At 39.7% G+C, this 18435-nt stretch carries 10 protein-coding genes, 1 tRNA gene and 1 pseudogene; 3 read left to right on the top strand and 9 right to left on the bottom strand.

What is annotated here, in order from left to right:
• Window positions 1-74 precede the first annotated feature (74 nt).
• From ALW18_09105 to ALW18_09080, 6 genes are all read right to left on the bottom strand, one after another.
• Window positions 75-6026, bottom strand: a complete 5952-nt coding sequence (locus ALW18_09105; protein AOE52650.1) for a hypothetical protein — start codon at window positions 6024-6026, stop codon at window positions 75-77.
• 151 nt (window positions 6027-6177) lie between these two features.
• Complete coding sequence (locus ALW18_09100) at window positions 6178-7845, bottom strand: hypothetical protein (GenBank protein AOE52649.1); 1668 nt, start codon at window positions 7843-7845, stop codon at window positions 6178-6180.
• Window positions 7846-7958: 113 nt separating this feature from the next.
• The gene (locus tag ALW18_09095) at window positions 7959-8432 is read right to left on the bottom strand and encodes a hypothetical protein (GenBank protein ID AOE52648.1); all 474 of its coding nucleotides are present in this window, start codon (window positions 8430-8432) and stop codon (window positions 7959-7961) included.
• Between the two features lie 185 nt (window positions 8433-8617).
• Window positions 8618-9946 (bottom strand): hypothetical protein, encoded by a 1329-nt coding sequence (locus tag ALW18_09090; GenBank protein ID AOE52647.1) that lies wholly within the window; start codon window positions 9944-9946, stop codon window positions 8618-8620.
• Window positions 9943-10878: a riboflavin biosynthesis protein RibF gene (locus ALW18_09085; GenBank protein ID AOE52646.1), complete on the bottom strand. Its 936-nt coding sequence runs from the start codon at window positions 10876-10878 to the stop codon at window positions 9943-9945. Before ALW18_09085 ends, ALW18_09090 begins: the two co-directional genes overlap by 4 nt.
• A 118-nt stretch (window positions 10879-10996) precedes the next feature.
• Window positions 10997-11500 (bottom strand): hypothetical protein, encoded by a 504-nt coding sequence (locus ALW18_09080; protein ID AOE52645.1) that lies wholly within the window; start codon window positions 11498-11500, stop codon window positions 10997-10999.
• A 121-nt stretch (window positions 11501-11621) separates the two neighbouring features.
• On the opposite strand from ALW18_09080, the pseudogene ALW18_09075 reads away from it, so the two are divergent.
• Both ALW18_09075 and ALW18_09070 read left to right on the top strand, forming a co-directional pair.
• Window positions 11622-14156 (top strand): annotated as a pseudogene (locus ALW18_09075) (hypothetical protein).
• 852 nt (window positions 14157-15008) lie between these two features.
• Entirely contained in the window at window positions 15009-15617 is a 609-nt protein-coding gene (locus ALW18_09070) for an FMN-dependent NADH-azoreductase (protein AOE52644.1), read from the top strand.
• 92 nt (window positions 15618-15709) lie between these two features.
• Here the strand turns inward: ALW18_09070 and ALW18_09065 are convergent, their stop codons facing one another.
• From ALW18_09065 to ALW18_09055, 3 genes are all read right to left on the bottom strand, one after another.
• Window positions 15710-16276: a peptidyl-tRNA hydrolase gene (locus ALW18_09065; protein ID AOE54366.1), complete on the bottom strand. Its 567-nt coding sequence runs from the start codon at window positions 16274-16276 to the stop codon at window positions 15710-15712.
• 207 nt (window positions 16277-16483) lie between these two features.
• Complete coding sequence (locus ALW18_09060) at window positions 16484-17092, bottom strand: 50S ribosomal protein L25 (GenBank protein ID AOE52643.1); 609 nt, start codon at window positions 17090-17092, stop codon at window positions 16484-16486.
• A gap of 32 nt (window positions 17093-17124) precedes the next feature.
• On the bottom strand, window positions 17125-18066 hold the full coding sequence (locus ALW18_09055) for a ribose-phosphate pyrophosphokinase (GenBank protein AOE52642.1): 942 nt from the start codon (window positions 18064-18066) through the stop codon (window positions 17125-17127).
• 190 nt (window positions 18067-18256) lie between these two features.
• Between ALW18_09055 and ALW18_09050 the strand changes: the two genes are divergently transcribed.
• Window positions 18257-18336 (top strand) — tRNA-Leu (locus tag ALW18_09050).
• Window positions 18337-18435 lie beyond the last annotated feature (99 nt).

Raw genomic sequence — 18435 nt, 5'->3', positions numbered from 1 at the left:
TACTAATAGGCAACAGCAACATTATTTTAGACTCGATTAAACACAAAAGGTTTAATCCGGTATTTAAAAATTAATTATTCCTCTCTGTTAAGATACACCCATCCGGTTACTGATTCACCGTTTTCGCGTTCTATCATATAGAAATAAGTACCTGTTGGCAATTCGTTTCCGCCTTTGCCTTGTCCATGCCACTCGTTCTTATAGTTAGATTTGGTGTAAACTTCCTGTCCGTAACGGTTAAATATGGCTAGTTTCCTTACATCAAGAGAGCTAAGGTCAAACGTGTCATTTTTCTCGTCATTGTTAGGTGAAACACCACGTGGTATTTTACAAGTAGTACTTGTAACAGGGTAAGAATCTTCACCAATACATCCGTTCTCAGTTACTATTGTTACAGTATAAATACCCTGAACAGTAGGTGTAATTGTACGGTCTGTAGAAGTAAATCCGTCCGGTCCTGTCCATTCATACGTAGCTGTATCAACGTTAAACGAACCATCGTCATCACTTGCAGTAACTTGGTAAATACCAGTGTCGCAATCATCAGAAATTGATAATGCTACACCATTAGTATCCTGCGTAATAGTTGCAGATTTTGTTGTAGTACAATCTCCTATGGTTATTGTAACTTCATAAGTGCCAAATTCTGTGCCTTCAATGCTGCTTCCTGTGCCAACAGTAACGCCATTTAGCGTCCATTCGTACGTTGCCTCATTAAGTTCAAAGTTCTCCGGCGAAATAGTAATTACACCATTTTCAGCTAAACATACAACAGGATTACTAAGAGTAAACTTAGGCGTTGCATTAATTGTAACAACAAAACTGTTCTCTGATGTACAATCCGGTGTAGTAGGGCTTTCTGCAAAAACATAGATTGTCTGTGTTGTTGTAATAGCCGAACCGGCAGCAATTTCTGTACCTGTTCCATCAGGGCCACCTGTTGCAGTAAAGTACCTGTTTCCTGCGCTTAGCGGTAACAATGTGTAAGTATCGCAAGCTTCAGCATTTGCAGGTGCATCTGCTACAGGAGCTGGTAGAATAGTTGCAGTAACACTTTTTGTAGCAACGCAGTTTCCGTTAGTTACGGTAACTTCGTAGACTCCAGATTCTGTCACAACAATACTTTTTGTAACATTTGTAAGTGCTACGCCATCTTTAGTCCATGCATACGTAGCAACAGTATCGTCAAAGTTAACTGCGCTAACTTCAATCGTCGAATTTGTGCCTTCACAAGCAGTAAAGTCTTCTCCAATACTAAAATCAGGTAAAGCATCTACTCTAAGAGTAAACGATTTTACAGCGTAACATGGGTTACCGTCCTCAACTATCCTTGCATAGACAGTTTGAGGAGTTGATGTGTTTTCGTAAGAAAGTGGAAGAGCATTAGCTCCTGCTTCAGCGTCTGCTTCACTTGTATGGTATGTTACAGTATAATCATCTGCGTCAAGTCCGTCAAGTATAGCTGTAGTGTTAAGCTCAAGGTTAAAAGTAGCTTTACCACCATCGTTACAAGCCGACAGGTTTTCAGGAGCATTTGTATCTTCATCAACATCAGGGAAGTACTCAACTCTAATGCTATCGTTTACATTACATAGCGACCCAATAAGCTGAGCATCTATAGTATATAATCCAGATTCTGAAACTACAAGAGATGATCCTGTTTCACCAGGTATTTCTACATTGTCTTTAAACCATTTGATAATAAATGCTTCAGCATCAAGGTTACTTACAAGAGTAGTTTCGGTTTCAGAACAAAGTGCGTTACCCTCTGAAACTAATAAGTCAGCTCCAAGATCCATTTCACCGATATCGAAACTACCAGCCCCAAGGAAAACAGCAGAGTCAACTCCGCTATCACCTTTGTCTGCAATTACCATTTTTATGTGGTAAGAGTTACCCGGTATAACGTTAGCTTTTGCCTGTAATACAACAGTCTGTCCATTATAGTTTGTCGCAGACTTATCACCGAAGTTTTCGCCTTCAACGATACCATTATAGACATCAAAATATTCAACATTTTGAGAATCACATTCGTCGTTATAAAGCTCATCTCTAATTGTAACAACCGAAACCGGTATTTCAGTGTTCGGAAGTACAGCAAGATTTTTCTTGTCACCCTGTGAATCGGTTAATATAAATGCAAATGAGTCTGAGAAAAAACACTGGTACTGACCATACTCTTCTGATGCAAATAAGAAATCAAAAGTCATGGTATCTATCAGAGGTATAAAATCGAACTCAAGTATAGTTGCGTTATGAGAATCCATAGGCACACCTGTACCCTCCAGGATTATGTCTTCAAGTTCAGTGTCTCCTGCCCAATCAAATTCTCCGCCTGCGCCCAGGTTATCATGGTTAGGTCCCGGAGACTGAGTTGCTTCTCCTGTAGTTAAAACTATTCCAGACTCAAAAGGGAAATCAGATCCGTTTTTAGTGAATGATCCGATACCGTTAGGCCCTCCAACGTTTGTTCCTGTAGAATACGTAATGTTGCTTATTTGTGCACATTCCGATCCTATAAGTAATTCCCTTACCAACTGCTCAGGAGTGTAGTCTGTAGAGCTTACTGCAATAGGGGTAACAGGCGTTGTTATACAAACTTCAAAATTTTTACCCCCGTCAAACGCATATTTAAATACTCTTAACGTATACGTTTCTCCTACAGTTAAGTTTCTTAATACTGTTCCTGTATAGCTGCTGCTAGGACAGATAACTGGCGTTAATGCGCCGCAACCGCCTTCGTATACTGCAAACTGTACAGAGTCGAATTCAGGTAAACCTCTAAAGTTAATAGTGTGGATGTCCGATAGTGCTTCAAATGTAAACCAAACATCATCGTCAGATGACCATTCGTTACATTGTTCTTCTGCAGACATCGTAGCGCCTATTGTTGTAGCTGCACGGAATAGAATACAATCTCCGGTTAGATTTACAGGAACTGTAATTGCATCAACACATTCGTCGTTGCTTATTATAGTTGTAAATTTAAGTACATCACTCCAAACGCTGGCATCGCCAGGGTTACATATCGCTCTAACATACACTTCGTATGTTGTTCCCGACTCAAGTGGAGTTCCGTCTGTTAATTCTGTAACAGTGAAAGGACTTGTTGCAGGTGTTCCTGCGCCTGTTGGTAGTCCCTGACCCGGTAGCTGTACAAAAATTTCCCATTGTGTTTCTGCTCCACCTGCAGTCCAGCTTACGTCTACCGAAGTTTTCGTTAAGTTGTCAATAGCAAGTTCCAGTGGCTCAGGACAAGATGGGATAGGTTCTACTATAAAATTATCGATGTTTATATTAGAATATCCTCCTGATGGCGGATCAGCATGAAACGCAATATATACAGTGCCTGAATATGCTTCAAGCGATACGATCTTTTTAAGGAAACCGTCTGTGTCGTCATATACTTCTGAAGGTACAAGTACTTCGGTAAAGTTGGCAATATCTGTTCCGGTTGTAGAAAGCATTACTCTAAATCTACCACCGCCGTCTCCAACTTCATAATGGTATTTCAGCCTGTCGTTACCTGTAAGCATAAGGGCAGGAGAGATTAACCAGTCGTTTATATTTTCCGGGCCTGCATAAATTGATGCATGCTCATCACCTTCAAAAGAAGTTGGGAAGCCAGAGTTAACATTCCATACAGACCAGTCGTTATTAGCGTTAACTATTTTCCAGCAGTTTTCTGTTTCAGAATCTGAGTTAAATCCTTCCTGGAATGGTACAGCGAAAGGTAAACATGCTGTCCTGAAAGTAAACGGACCTACCCATTGGCTTACATTGTTAGGACCGCACGAAGCTCTTACATAATATGTGTAGCTTGTATTAGGTTCTAAGTTTGTTGCTGTGTAAGGGTTTGTTGAAACGTTTAGAAGCGTATCTCCCTGTACCGGAGGAACAGGACCGCCTGTAGCAGGTGTTTCCTTTATTCCAATCTGCCAGGCAGTTTCGTTGTGGCCTTTAACCCACCCAAGTAGTGCTGTTGTTGTAGTAATGCTACTAGCCGTAAGTTCCGTAGGCTCAGCACAAGCAGGCCATGGCTCAATAATTATATCATCTATATAAACGTTACCACTGCCGTCTTCTCCGGGTGGTACATGCCAAGCAATATTTACATTCTGGCCTGCATAAGCAGTAAGGTCAAGTATTCTTGTCTTAAACTCGCCCAGGCTATACGCTTGAAGCGGAAGCAGCTCTGTGGTAAAATCTGCAGGGTCTGTACCCGTTGTAGAAAGTGTTACTTTAAAAGCTGTTTCATTCCATGAATCTGTCCTGTATCTAAAACGTAATCTTAAGTTTGGTTGAATAGTTAATGTAGGCGATATAAGCATATCGTCATTATCTGCGCTACCGTCTGTGAAAAAACTTGCGCTTTGGTCACCCTCAGATGTAGTCCATTGTGTATTCAGATCCCAAACCTTTCCGTCATTATTTATGTCGGCTACGCTCCAGCAGAACTCTGTTGCAGAATCTGAGTTAAAGTTTTGGGTGTATGGCGTACCAAGAGGATCACATTGTGTGTTAAAATACAATGGATCAGACCAGCTACTAAATGTGCCATCACCACAATTAGAACGAACATAGAATTCATATTGAGTTCCTGCCGTTAATGTTGTAGCATTATATGATAATGCTGTTGTTGTAGTGCCAGCACCTTGCGGTAAACCTGTTCCTTTAGGTACAAGTGAATATTGCCATGATGTTGCAGTACCTGTTTCTGTCCATGACAGGTTTGCGCTGCTTGTAGTTAGGCCTGTAGCCTGCAATGATGCAGGAGTATCACAGTATTCTCTCTGAATTGTAAGGAAATAAGGAGTTGTATCCCAAGATGTTGAGAATAGAATATAATAAGTTGTTCCTGCCGTAACATTTAAAAATGGTATACTCAGGTTTTCTAAAGAAAATTCATTAAAATCAGATGCAAAACAGTTTGTTCCTATGTCAGCGCAAGAAGTATAAACAAACATAGAAGAATATTGATTTGTTAATCCTGATGCTTTAATTGTAATAATCTGATCTTCTGTAGGTGTAAATTGATAGATAACATCATTACCTTCTATGTAAGAACCCCATTCGAATGTGCCACAGTTTGTACCCGGAGTGCCATTGTAATTGTTGGCAGCATCGGCTGTATCATCAGTATTACTGTAAGGTAGTGTGTTTACAACTATAGGATCTGTACATATATCTCCTTTTCGGCTGGTTTTAAACCTTGCAGCACCTATCCATTCGCTTTTTCCTCCAAGTGGACATACTGCTCTTACCTGATACTTATACCTTGTATCTTCCTCTAATGTTGGTACATAAGGTAAAGTTCCTGAGTAAAGTGTACCGGTTCCTGTAAAAGGAGCGTTTTCTTCTACAATTTCAACCTCCCATTGTGTTGCAAGGCTTGGGTTATCCCAGCTAAGCTCTGCACTTGTAGTAGTAAAGTTTCCAGCAATTAAGTTGGCAGGATCTAAACAGTTTTCTGTTACGCTTACATTATCTATAAGCCACCTGTCAGCAAAATCAGCTTTCATTATAAAGGCTACATACACTTCCTGGTTGTAAAATTCAGGAGCAAAGTTTAGTGTTTTAAGCACATATTCACGCTGTTGTACACCGTTAATCTGTGATTCTGTCCATTCCTGCATCAGTGTGTAATCTGCCAGTGAAGACTGATCAGGCGAAGTAGAAATTTTTACCTGGTAAATGCCACCCTGGTCACCAACAATGGTAAGCCTTGAGTAAAAGCTAATTTTTCCGTTATTAGGTACCGTGAACCTTTTGGTTACAAGCCAGTCTTCCGGCATTCCTGTTAAAACGTCTTCACGCTGAATAAATGCAGCGTTCGTACCCTGATAAGCAGGTTGCTCCGTGTTGTTCTGTCCATTTTTTGTCCAAGAAAAATTGATTCCGATGCCGTTGTCGTACACTCCCCATTCTGGCGGGGGAAACGTGGCACCTTCAAATGTTTCTTCCATCTGTGCATAGCCAAAAAGGCAACACAAAAAGAAAAGAAAAGTTAAAGTAATTTTCTTCATAAAGTTAATTTAGTATGTTTAGTTTATTGTAAAGGCTAAATTTCTAAAAAAAAATCAACATATCGATGTTAAAATTGCACTAAATTATGTGACAAAATGAGTTAAAACGCATAAATAATGTGACAAAATTCAATTAGCCTGTTATTTAACATTAAATTATTGACAAATAATCGTACAGTGAGGTATTTTCAGGAATATTCATCTTTGTAGCAATGCGTTCTTTTCGTTTACGGCATGCCTCGGCGGTGATATTAAGCATAGCTGCAATTTCTTTAGTACTGAGGTTCATGTATATGTATGAAATAAAACGTATATCGTTTGCAGTTAACGATGGATGGAGATTTTTTAGCTGATTTATAAAACCGTGATTCACTTCTTCAAAATGGGTAATAAAGCTGTCCCATTCGTCATCGGTTTTAAGGTGTCCTTTTAAGGTTTTTATCTGTTTGTTAAGCGCAGGATTTTTCGCCAGATCCGGAACTTCGGATAATGAGGATAACACTTCTTCTATAAGCTGGTTCCTGCCGGAAAGATATAAAGCCTTTGCAGACAGTTTTCTGTTTCGGGCTTCAATTTCATTTTTAAGGCGTTCCTGTTCTAAAAGAGCACTGGTTTCTTTTTCGCTTATTTGTTTTTCAAGCAGCAGGTTGTCCGTTTTTTCTTTTTCCAGTTCAAGGGCAAGTACCCTTTCATTACGTTCTGCGATAAGTTTTTTCTGTTTGTGCTTTATAGACAGGTTTCTAAAAAATAACACAACTATAATAACCAATATTACAATAAATACAATAATAGAGTAAAACAGACGTCTTTCGCTTGATAGCTTTGCTTCATTTATTGCAATTTCGTTCTGGTAGTTCTGAATTTCAAATTTAACCCTGTTGTTTTCAAAAAGCCTTCCGTTTTTTATGTCGTTAAGCTGTTCTTCTGTTTTTAGCAGAGAGTCTTTGTATTGCAGCGCAAGATGAAGTTCGCCTTTTTGGGTGTACAGTTTAGATAATAAATTAAAGCACGACCTGCGCGTGTCTTTGTTATCGTTCTTCGCCAGTAGCTTTTTAGCATCTGTTTCGGCAGTTTCAAAATTTCCTTCTTTAATAGAGGCTTCAATAATTATAAGTGATAGTTGGGTGCCAATGTTATTAAACCCCAGGTCTTTTGCATTTTTATACAATTCCTGAGCGTTTTCCCTGGCTTGTCTTGCATTGCCCGTAAGTAAATCATTTTGGGCGAGCGTAATAAGGCCTAATGTATAGAGATTTGGGTCTGCCTTAAGGTAAGGTAATGACTCTATTATGTATTTTTTTGCCGTAGCAGCGTCGCCGGTTTCATTGGCCATACTGCCAAGGTTCATGGCATACAGTCCTATTTTAATCTTGTTCTTATTTTCTTTGGCAATTAAATAGGCTTTTTTAAAATACTCGCCGGATTTTTCATAGTTCCTTTCGCGTGAATATAAAATAGCAATATTGTTTAAAACCACCATTTCAGATGTTGGTTCAAGGTGTTTAAGTGCTATACTATAACTTTCAAGATAGTGGTTAAGCGCTTCGCCATAATCCAGCATTTCGTAGTAGTTGGCGCCAATGTTATTGGTGGCTAAAAACATCTGTTTGTACCAATTGTTTTTTTCGGCAATGTTTTTGGCTTTTGTTAGCAGTTCCAGCGACTTTACATGATCTTTTTTCCACATGGCGTCTACGCCTTTCTGGATGAGGATCTCGCACTGCTCAGGACTCGAAGCATGTGCAGGAATACACATAAAAAGGCATAGCAGCAGTAATTGTACTGCCGTAATAATCCTGTTATGTATATGTATTTTCAATTTAGGCGGGAGTTATGGTACGCCAAATATAAACAAAGTAAATGCAAATAAAAAAGGCTTTTCTATGTATAAGAAAAGCCTTTCTGTATTAAGATTTTAATGTCTCGTTACTATTAATGCTGATTGTGTGCAACGTCATCTACTTTATTAATTTTTTCTACTTTATCTTTCCAGTACTGCATTAGTGCAAAAGATACAATTACCGATGCAGCAACACCTTCTACAACAAGTCCTATACAAAATTGGTATAATGACGGTTCGCCACCTCCAAAAATGTAGCTTTGTTCAAATCGGTTAAGGTATTCGTTACCGCCTTTGTATTCTATATAGCCAATAAAGCTTAGTACACCTAGCGCAAGGCTTATTAAAGCTGTAAAGATACCCGCGGTAAGATTAGCAAAGTATCCGTCTGTATGGTCTTCGTAGTTTGATTTTATGGTTTTGTTTACTCCGTATATTACGAAGATGAAGTTTACCAGTCTCAGATATACCTGATCCGACCAGCCTAAAAGTTCCATTAGTATAAAAAATAGAGCAATGCCTATATAAATAATGAAGCCGTTTATTATTACTCTTTGATAGTTCATAGTTTTTGTTTTTGTGTGTTTATATTCAGTTAATAAATTGTGTAACAATATATTGTTGAAAACGCATCAAAACGAACTGTATGGTTATTGATGTATTTATCCTCGAATTTAGCGATAATACGGCATATACGGATGAGGATTAATAAAATTTTAATAAAACAAGTATGATTAAATAACCGATTTATTTAATCTTTTGCAGATTGTTTATTTTCAGGTAGTAAGACCCATTTGCAGTGAAAAAAATAATCCCACTTTGCGGCAGCAAGATCTGTTTTTTCGTCGATTAGCCTTTCATACGGGCCACCGTTTATAGATACTTTGGTATCTGCATAAACAGCAGCTTCTATGCCCTGTTTTAGGTAGTGCTGTTTAATGTGCTGGGCGGTTTGCCAGATCATATCAGGTTTGGTTTCCATACTGCTTATTTGCTTCGGGGTAAACTCCTCAGTAAAATTATAAAACAGTATTTGTCCTGTTTTTTTATCTATTATTCTAAAGTTTGTATAGCCGGTACGGGAGCGCAGCATCATCCTCCAGCTCATACGGTGGCCTTCTTCTGTCCATAGTACATCGCCCTTAATGGCATAATGCCTTAACGGAAGCAATACCTGAATTATAAGATAGGGAACAAAGAAATAATAGAATACGGAATTGCCATCGGTAGTTGGCTGTCCTTGCTCAGTTGCGACAGGTTTCTTTTTAAAGAATAATGCCCTGATTTTTTCCGGCGGATAAAAGAACACCGCAAAACTAAGAGCGAAGAACGGGAAGATACCTATCTGAAGGGTAATTGAATTAAAGATGTGAAAAATTAAAGATGCAACAAAAGCAATTGTCCTTGTGCGTTTAAACAACATAAGCGGTACCACAAGCAAATCGAAAGCCATACCTGCATAGGTGATAAACAGGTAAAAGGCTTTGTGTGTCATAACTTTATTCAGGCCCTCATGCGTTACCGAATAGTCCAGTAAATTGCGTACAAAAGTACCGTCGAGCCAGCCGGGATAAAACTTTGCCAGTGTGGCAAAAAAGTAAACAATAAATATCTGAATAATCATAACCCACGAACACCAGGCGGGCATGGTAAGTTTTTTAATTGAAGGATTTTGCTTTGCATCTATAGAGGCATATTTGTGCGCCGGAAGAAATAACATAACAAGGCAAACCAGTAATAACAGGTAATAGTGGTTATTGTATGATGTCTTCTGCATAAAATAGGCCCCTGCCCAAAGCAGGGTGTATAGCCCAAGGCTGAAGCGGTATTTGTATCCTATCATTACAAGCAGGCCCAATACCCCCATGGTGCAAAAATAGGCATACATGCCATAGCCGGGTAGTGGCTGCAGCCATTCTAAACCAATAAAAGAAAAAGTGTACTTAGGGTCTACAAGATTACTTTTTACCCATCCGGTAGCAATAGCGCCAAAGGTTTCGCAGGCCAGCAGGAAACCCAGAAATATCCTGAAAATAATTAACGGAGCGTTATCTATTTGGAGGAAGAGGCGCTGTTTCATAGGCTGTGGTCTTTAAAGTAGGCGAGTGATTGCTCCTTGTCTTTTTCCAACTGAAGCTTAAGTGCGTCAAACGATTCAAACTTAACCTCGTCGCGCAACCTGTGGTGAATATTCACTTTAAGCAGCTGTCCGTAAAGGTCTTCGTTAAAGTCGTGATAGTGCACTTCTATAGTTGTGCCAACGCCGTCAACAGTGGGGCGGTTGCCTATATTCATCATGCCATAAACAGTTTTTCCGTTTAAAACAGATGATACTACATAAACACCATTTGCAGGTATAAGCTTGTAGCTTTCTGTAGGCTGAATGTTGGCTGTTGGAAAGTTAATGGTCCTGCCCAGTTGTTTGCCATGAACTACACTGCCGTTTATAAAATATGGATAGCCTAAAAAGTTATTGGCATAATCAATATTTCCTTCGTTAAGGGCATTGCGTATTTTAGTAGAGCTAACCGATATTTCGTCTACGGCAAGTGCCGATATTTTCTCAACCTCAAAACCAAACTCTTCGCCAAACCTTATAAGGTCGTCTATAGTAGCGGTCCTGTTTCGCCCGAAGCGGTGGTCGTGGCCAATTATTATTTTGTGTATGTTAAGCTTGTCTACAAGAATATCTTTTACGAATTCTTCGGCAGTAAGCCTTGAAAATGCGTGGTCAAAAGGGTGAATGATAAGGTTATCTATACCTTCTTTTTCAAGCAGGGCAGCCTTTTCGTCTATAGTATTAAGGAGTTTTAGGTCGGTATTTTGCTGCAACACCATCCGCGGATGCGGAAAAAATGTAAGCACAACGCTTTCGCAGCCCGATGCTTTGCTGCTTGTTATGAGTTTATCAAGTATACTCTTATGGCCTTTATGTACACCATCAAAAGTACCCAGCGTAACAATTGTTTTTGTAGCTGAATCAAACTCTTGTATTGAATTGAAGATTTTCAAACCGAATCATTAAAGTTCAGCAAATTTAACTATCTGCTTTCAATAAAGTTATCATCTGTGGCTAAAAATTAAGCAATATTTGGCTGTTTTAGAAAAAGTAGATTGCTGATAGTGAAGTTTAGTTGAAAGTAACGGTTACCTCCTGTATCTTTTGGCCTTCGACAATGCCCGGCACTTCTATGTGCAATTTGTTTGCGGTGTAGGTCATTTTACCGCTTTCTATCTTGTAAAATCCGGATTTGCCACGGCAGAAACATTGTACACCAAGCAGCATTTTTGTGTTTTGCATATTTATGCCACTATTGTTAAGGTTAGATAGCCTATCGTCAGTTTCAAAAATTACGGTTTCGCTGTAGCCGGCATCCATAAGCTGTGGGTCGGTTACTTTACTGGACGTAAACTGTACCACTTTTTTGCCGGCTTCATCCTGAATCTGATAATACAAATGCCCTGTATCGTCAGACTTTACCAGCAGGCTTTTGTTTTCAAGTACTTCGAAAGTGCATTCGGTGTTTTCGGGACAAGAACTTATAGCAGATGCATTTTTCCATGAATTAGCATTTTGGCTTTTGCATGAAACGAGCAGAATGGCTAATACTACAATGGCAATTTTGTTTTTCATATTCTAAATATACGAAAAATCGTCGAGACGCCCTATTGCTTCATAATGATGAATATATCAGGACGTTAACCAAAACGTGTAGTGTTATTTGTTATATTAGCGGCAAAAAAAAGAAAAATTCATGAAAAAATTATTATTCTTCTTAATTTCTGTACTATTATTCTGTAATGGAGTGTATGCACAGAAAATTTGGCAAAAGGCAGATGGCGGCTATATTAAGGCGTCTGACGTGGTTTCCCGGATGTCTGTCCCATCGAAATACCAGCTTTTTTCGCTGGATATTGAAGCCCTTAAAAAAGAACTTGTCAATGTACCTTTAAGGGGTAAAGGCAAGTCTTCGGTTATTGTTCAGTTTCCAGATGGCAAGGGAGAAATGAAAAACTTTAGGATATACGAAGCCCCTGTTGTGCAGAAAGGCCTTTCTAAAAAATATCAGGATATAAAATCGTATGTGGGGCAGGGTGTTGATAACCCATCAGAGATTACACGTTTCAGCCTTACAGTATTTGGCCTTCATAATATGATGTTTACTGAAGAGGGAACATCGTATACCGATCCGTATACAAAAGACAAGCAGTTTTATATTGTATACAACAGGACAGATCTTTCGGCACCGCGCACCTTTAAATGTGGTGTTACAGAAGCCAGCCCTAAAAAGAAAAACAAACAGCCGCAACTCACTACGTTTAGCACAACAGCCAGCGACGGTGTACTTAGAAAATATAGGCTTGCTATGGCTTGTACTATAGAGTATGCTGCATTTCATATTGAAGCGGCTAATCTGCAAAACGGAACAGAAACGCAACAAAAAGAGGCTGTACTTGCAGCTATGAGTGTTACTGTAACGCGCATTAACAGTGTTTATGAAAAAGAATTGGCTATAACACTGGAACTTGTTGATAATAACGACTCGCTTATATTTATTGATGATGATGAGTTTGATAATGAGAATGAAAACTTTATACTATTAAGCCAAAGCCAGCAGGTTATAGATAATATTATAGGTTTTAATAATTATGATATTGGCCACACAGTAAGTACAGGTGGTGGTGGTGTGGCACAGCTATATTCGCCATGTTCAGACAATAAAGCCATGGGTATTACAGGACTTTATGCACCTGTTGGCGACCCCTATGATATTGATTTTGTAGCCCACGAAATGGGACACCAGTTTGGGGCAAACCATACCTTTAATAATTCATGTGACGGTAACAGGAACAGCGATACCGCTTTTGAAACCGGCAGCGGAAGCACAATTATGGCATATGCCGGTGTATGTTTCCCAAGTGTCCAGAATAATTCTGATGCTTACTTTCATATCAGTAGTATTGTAGAAATAACCGAATTTATAAAAGACTGGGGTAATTGTTCGCAAAATACAGCAACGGGCAATTCGGCTCCTGTTGCCGATGCAGGTTTAGATTATACAATTCCGAAAGGGACACCCTTTATATTAAAGGGATCGGCTACAGATGCTAACAGTGATGCGTTAACCTACAGCTGGGAGCAAGGCGATATTGAAGTTTCAATACAGCCTCCGGTGGCTACATCGACCGAAGGACCAAACTTTAGGTCGCTATTGCCTAAAACAACACCCGAGCGTTATTTGCCGAGTATAACGGCAGTACTGGTTAACGATCTTGCTCCAACATGGGAAGTGATAGCTAACGTTGCACGTACTTATAATTTTGCCTTCACAGTTAGGGATAATAATATAGAAGGCGGTCAGGTAGCTTACGATGATATGCAGGTTACGGTATCGGGTATTGCGGGTCCATTTTTGGTAACATCGCCCAACACTAACGTATCATGGCAGGCAGGCAGTAACCAGACTGTAGCCTGGGATGTGGCGGGTACAACAGCAAATAATGTGAATACCGCGTTTGTAGATATTTTAATGTCTAACGACGGAGGATATACCTATCCTGTAGTACTGGCAAGTAAAGTGCCTAATGACGGAAGCGAAGTGATTACGGTTCCTGTTGGTAACGGATCGGACAAAAGAATTATGGTAAGGGCAAATGGCAATTTGTTCTATGATATATCCAATACTAATTTTACGGTTACATCTGCGGCATCTACCTTTGCTGTTACCGTAAACGGGGAGCAGCAGAAAACCATTTGTACTGGCGGAGAAGTTGTATATGAATTTACGTATGAAGCTCTTGGCGGCTTTACAGGTGAAACTACCTTCACGGTAACGGGAAATCCGGAAGGATCTGTTGCGGTTTTTGCTCCGGAAACTATTTCGGCAGACGGAGTGGTTGCGCTCACTTTAACCCTTCCTGAAACAGTTGCTATAGGTCTTTATCCTATAACAGTTAAAGCTACATCGGGTGATGTTTTAAAAACAATTAATGTATATCTTAATGTGCTTACTACCAATTTTGGTGAAATCGTACTGAGTTCGCCCGCTAACGGCGCAGAAAATATTTTATCGTCTGTAAACCTGCAGTGGCAGGCGGTAGAAAATGCAACAGCTTACCAAGTTGAAGTTGCCACCGATGAAGCTTTTGATAATATAGTGGTTAACGAAACAACAACTTTACCGGCGTTTAGTGCATCACTGGAAAATGACACAACGTATTACTGGAGGCTAAGCCCCGTTAACATTAGTTGTGCTGGTAGAGCGAGTGCTGCATTTAGCTTTACTACGGGAGATACGGTATGCACAAACCTTATTTCTGCAAACGTGCCTGTAGTTATTTCAGATTCAGAAGCAGTAACTATAAATTCTACCCTTGCTATTGTTGGAACAGACCCAATAGAGAAGTTAACGGTTCAGTTAAAAATAAACCACAGTTATATGGGCGATCTTACAGCAATATTACAAAGCCCGTCGGGGACAGAGGTTGTGCTTTTTGCCGGTGCCTGCGATGACCTTAATAATGTTGATGCGATTTTTGACGATAATGGTACAGTACTGGTTTGCGGAAACACTCCTGCTATTTCGGGAACTGTATTGCCTGTAGAGGTGTTGTCAGTTTTTAACGGACAGTCGCCTCAGGGTACATGGACGCTGCGGATTGCTGATGGTTTTGAACAGGATGGTGGCCAGCTTGTAAGCTGGGGATTAACAGTATGCAGTACAGAAGAAGAGATCGTAGGGTTAAAGGATAATGTTATCGACAATCTATCGGTTTACCCTAATCCAAATAAGGGTGACTTTACGGTGAAGCTTACTTCTGTAACCGGGAACGATATTAAAGTAACAGTGTTTGACATCGGCGGCAGGCAATTGTTTGCTTCGTCATTTGCTAATACAGGTGCTATAGAGCAGCCAATATCTTTAAGGAATGCGCAGGCAGGTGTTTATCTTGTCAGTATTCAGGATGGTGATAAAACAGTAACAAAAAAAATAGTAATACAATAATGGAAAGGGGATGCAATAGCATCCCTTTTTTATTCACTATACTCACTGATAGTGCTATCAGCAATTATAGTAGCGTAAAACCGCCTGATGGGTGTTATACATTTGCTTTTGGAATTATTTAAATAAGAAGTAACGATGAAAAACATACTCAATATCACATCAAGCATAAGCGGAGAAAACTCATATAGCATAAAGCTGGCAGATGCAATTATAGCCCGTATTCAGTCGGAATATCCGGGTAGTACTGTAAAAACGTACGACCTTGCCAAGAATCCGTTTCCGCATCTTGATGCAGCACATTTTGAAGCTTTTAATGTACCTGCCGATGTTCGTACTGCCGACCAGCAAGGTGCAGCACACTATTCTGATACAGCAATAAGCGACCTTCTTGCAGCAGATTATGTAGTTATAGGTGTGCCGTTTTATAACTTTAGCATACCGTCTACGCTTAAAGCGTGGTTAGACCACATTGTAAGGGCAGGAATAACTTTTAGCTATGGAGAGCAGGGTCCTGTAGGTCTTGTAAACGGTAAAAAAGTATTTTTAGCGGTTGCATCAGGCGGTGTATATTCAGAAGGGCCTATGAGTGCATACGATTCATCGGAACCGTTTTTAAGAAACGTTCTCGGCTTTTTGGGTATGACGGATGTAACCACTTTCCGTGCCGAAGGGGTAAAGATTCCCCAACTTGCAGAAACGGCATTGCCAAAGGCTGTTGAAGCGGTAACAGAATATGCTTTCTAAAGGGTGCAAGACATAAAAAAACCGCAACGAATTTCACAAGAATACCATTAATTAGTGTGAATAGTGAAATTCGTGGCGGTTTTATAACTATTTTATTTCCCGTTAAAGCTGCTCATGCTGTTGGCAAGCCCCGACAGCACAAACGATTTTACAGCTTCTGATGAGGTGTCCAGTCTTTCGGATAGTTTTGCTTTTTCTTCCTCGCTCCATTCGCCTAAAACGTAGTCTACCTGCTGTCCTTTTTTAAACTCATCGCTAATACCAAACCTAAAGCGAGGATAATCGGCAGTGTTTAAAAGCTGTTGTGTACTTTTAAGTCCGTTATGGCCTCCGTCGCTGCCTTTAGCTTTAATACGAATAGTGCCGAATGGCAGGTTAAGGTCATCGGTAATAACCAAAAGATTTTCTATCGGAATGTTTTCTTTATCCAACCAGTACTTAATAGCCTTTCCGCTAAGGTTCATGTAGGTGTTAGGCTTAAGAAGGAATAATGTCCTGCCTTTAATTTTTACTTCGGCCATAGCGCCAAGCTTAGCGGTTTCAAAAGAGCCGCCTTCCTGCTGTGCCAGTCTGTCTACCACCTTAAAGCCTATATTGTGGCGGGTATTCACATATTCTGCGCCAATATTACCAAGGCCAACGATAAGGTACTTCTTCATAGGGTCTGTAATTTCCTGAGTGTCTTTTTTACTAAAAAGGGTGTTTAACCATTTCATGGTGCAAAGATAGAATTTTTAGGGAGTTTGTGATTTGGTAATTTGTGGATTTGCTTATTTGACAGCCAATAGTTTGATAATCCCAAAAACTAATAACCAAAAAAAAGCGTCCCTTTTGAGGACGCTTTTCTGTATATGAAAAATAACGAATTATTTTTTCTTTCCTTTTGCAGGAGCTTTTGCAGCTTTTGCAGCTTCTTGAGCAGCTTTCATAGCAGCACGAGAAATTCTTACCTGTGCAACAACAGTGTTGTCCGGGTGAAGTAATTTATAGTTCTCAGCAGGAAGTGAAGTAACATAAAGTTTGTTACCCATTTGAAGCTCGCTGATGCTTGCTTCAACAAAGTCAGGAAGGTTTTTAGGCAAAGCTCTAACTTTAAGTTTACGTTGGTTAAGACGTAAAACACCACCGGCCATAACACCTGGAGAATTACCTGTAACTTTAACAGGAACTTCCATAGTGATTTCTTTAGCTTCATCAAGTTGATAGAAATCTATGTGAAGAATTTTATCAGATACCGGGTGAAACTGGATATCCTGAAGGATAGCGTTGTAAGTTTTTCCACCTAAGTCAACTACTACAGTGTGTACGTTTGGAGTGTAAACTAAGCCTTTAAATGCTTTTTCTTCTGCAGTAAAATGCACTGGCTGATCTCCTCCGTATAACACGCAAGGTACCATTCCAGCATTACGTGCCGTACGCGTTGCCGCCTTACCCACGCTTTCTCTTTCAGATCCATTGATCGTAATTGATTTCATTTGAAATAATTAATATAGTTAATAAAAATAAATTACATTATAAACTTCCCGCTTATGGAAGTATTGTTCTGCACCATGTGCATAACATCTGCAAACAGGTCTGCACATGTTACAACCTTAATTTTAGAGGTTGTCTTTTTTAGAGGAATACTGTCGGTAACAATAAGTTCTGTAAGCTTAGAGTTTTCAATTTTCTCGTAAGCCTCACCCGAAAGTATAGCGTGAGTACATATAGCCCTAACGCTAAGCGCTCCTCTTTCTATCATTAGGTCGGCTGCTTTTGCAAGCGTACCACCTGTATCAATCATATCGTCAACAAGGATTATGTTCTTTCCGGTTACTTCACCGATAAGTTCCATTGTCTCGATTACGTTTGCTTCTTTACGTTGTTTGTAGCAGATAACTACGTCTGACCCTAAAAATTTAGAGTAAGCATAAGCCCTTTTAGAACCTCCCATGTCCGGAGACGCGATAGTAAGGTTTTCAAGGTTAAGGCTCTTAACGTATGGTAAGAAAATAGTAGAGGCAAATAAATGATCTACCGGTTTCTCGAAGAAGCCCTGTATCTGGTCAGCATGAAGATCCATAGTCATAATTCTTGTTGCACCTGCCGATTCCAGCAGTTTAGCCACAAGTTTAGCTCCTATTGGTACCCTTGGTTTGTCTTTCCTGTCCTGTCTTGCCCAACCGAAGTAAGGTATTACAGCAGTAATGTGCCTCGCCGATGCTCTTTTAGCAGCATCTATCATAAGCAAAAGCTCCATAAGGTTATCTGAACTTGGAAAAGTAGAGCATACAAGAAAAACTCGTAATCCTCTTATAGACTCTTCAAATGAAGGCTGAAATTCGCCGTCACTATAAGTTGAGAACGTAACTTTACCCAGTTCCGCGCCATAGCTTTTAGCTATTTTTTCGGCCAGGTACACACTTTGAGAACATGCAAAAATTTTTGCTTCAGGCTCGTGGGATGACATTTTAAATAGTTGTTTTGTAGTTAGTTAGTCTTGTGACTCATAAACGAAGGTGCAAATTTAGGAATTTAATTGAACTCTGGAAGTAAATTGTAATGTATTTTTACTCAAATTAAATATTTATTTTTACATTTGCACCCACAAATTAAGGCATCGCGAATTGATTTGTACAGATTGACATTACAATCTACAAGCCTGAATGGCGGAATTGGTAGACGCGCACGACTCAAACTCGTGTACTTAGGTGTGTGGGTTCGATTCCCACTTCAGGTACTTTAAGAAGCTCTTCACATATTGTGAGGAGCTTTTTTTTTATAGTGTCGGATTGTGGTTCCGAAGGTCGTGGGGGCAGATTTAACAAATTAGCAAAAT

The organism is Flavobacterium psychrophilum (assembly GCA_001708385.1).
In the GTDB taxonomy this organism is placed as follows: Bacteria; Bacteroidota; Bacteroidia; order Flavobacteriales; family Flavobacteriaceae; genus Flavobacterium; species Flavobacterium psychrophilum_A.
The sequence above is the reverse complement of the archived record's forward strand: the minus strand, read 5'-3'. Positions and strand labels throughout refer to the sequence as shown.

Bases quoted from the DNA above. Each gene is read 5' to 3' on its own strand.
- ALW18_09105 (AOE52650.1), bottom strand. From the start codon at position 6,026: ATGAAGAAAATTACTTTAACTTTTCTTTTCTTTTTGTGTTGCCTTTTT.
- ALW18_09095 (AOE52648.1), bottom strand. From the start codon at position 8,432: ATGAACTATCAAAGAGTAATAATAAACGGCTTCATTATTTATATAGGC.
- ALW18_09090 (AOE52647.1), bottom strand. From the start codon at position 9,946: ATGAAACAGCGCCTCTTCCTCCAAATAGATAACGCTCCGTTAATTATT.
- ALW18_09080 (AOE52645.1), bottom strand. From the start codon at position 11,500: ATGAAAAACAAAATTGCCATTGTAGTATTAGCCATTCTGCTCGTTTCA.
- ALW18_09070 (AOE52644.1), top strand. From the start codon at position 15,009: ATGAAAAACATACTCAATATCACATCAAGCATAAGCGGAGAAAACTCA.
- ALW18_09065 (AOE54366.1), bottom strand. From the start codon at position 16,276: ATGAAGAAGTACCTTATCGTTGGCCTTGGTAATATTGGCGCAGAATAT.
- ALW18_09060 (AOE52643.1), bottom strand. From the start codon at position 17,092: ATGAAATCAATTACGATCAATGGATCTGAAAGAGAAAGCGTGGGTAAG.
- ALW18_09055 (AOE52642.1), bottom strand. From the start codon at position 18,066: ATGTCATCCCACGAGCCTGAAGCAAAAATTTTTGCATGTTCTCAAAGT.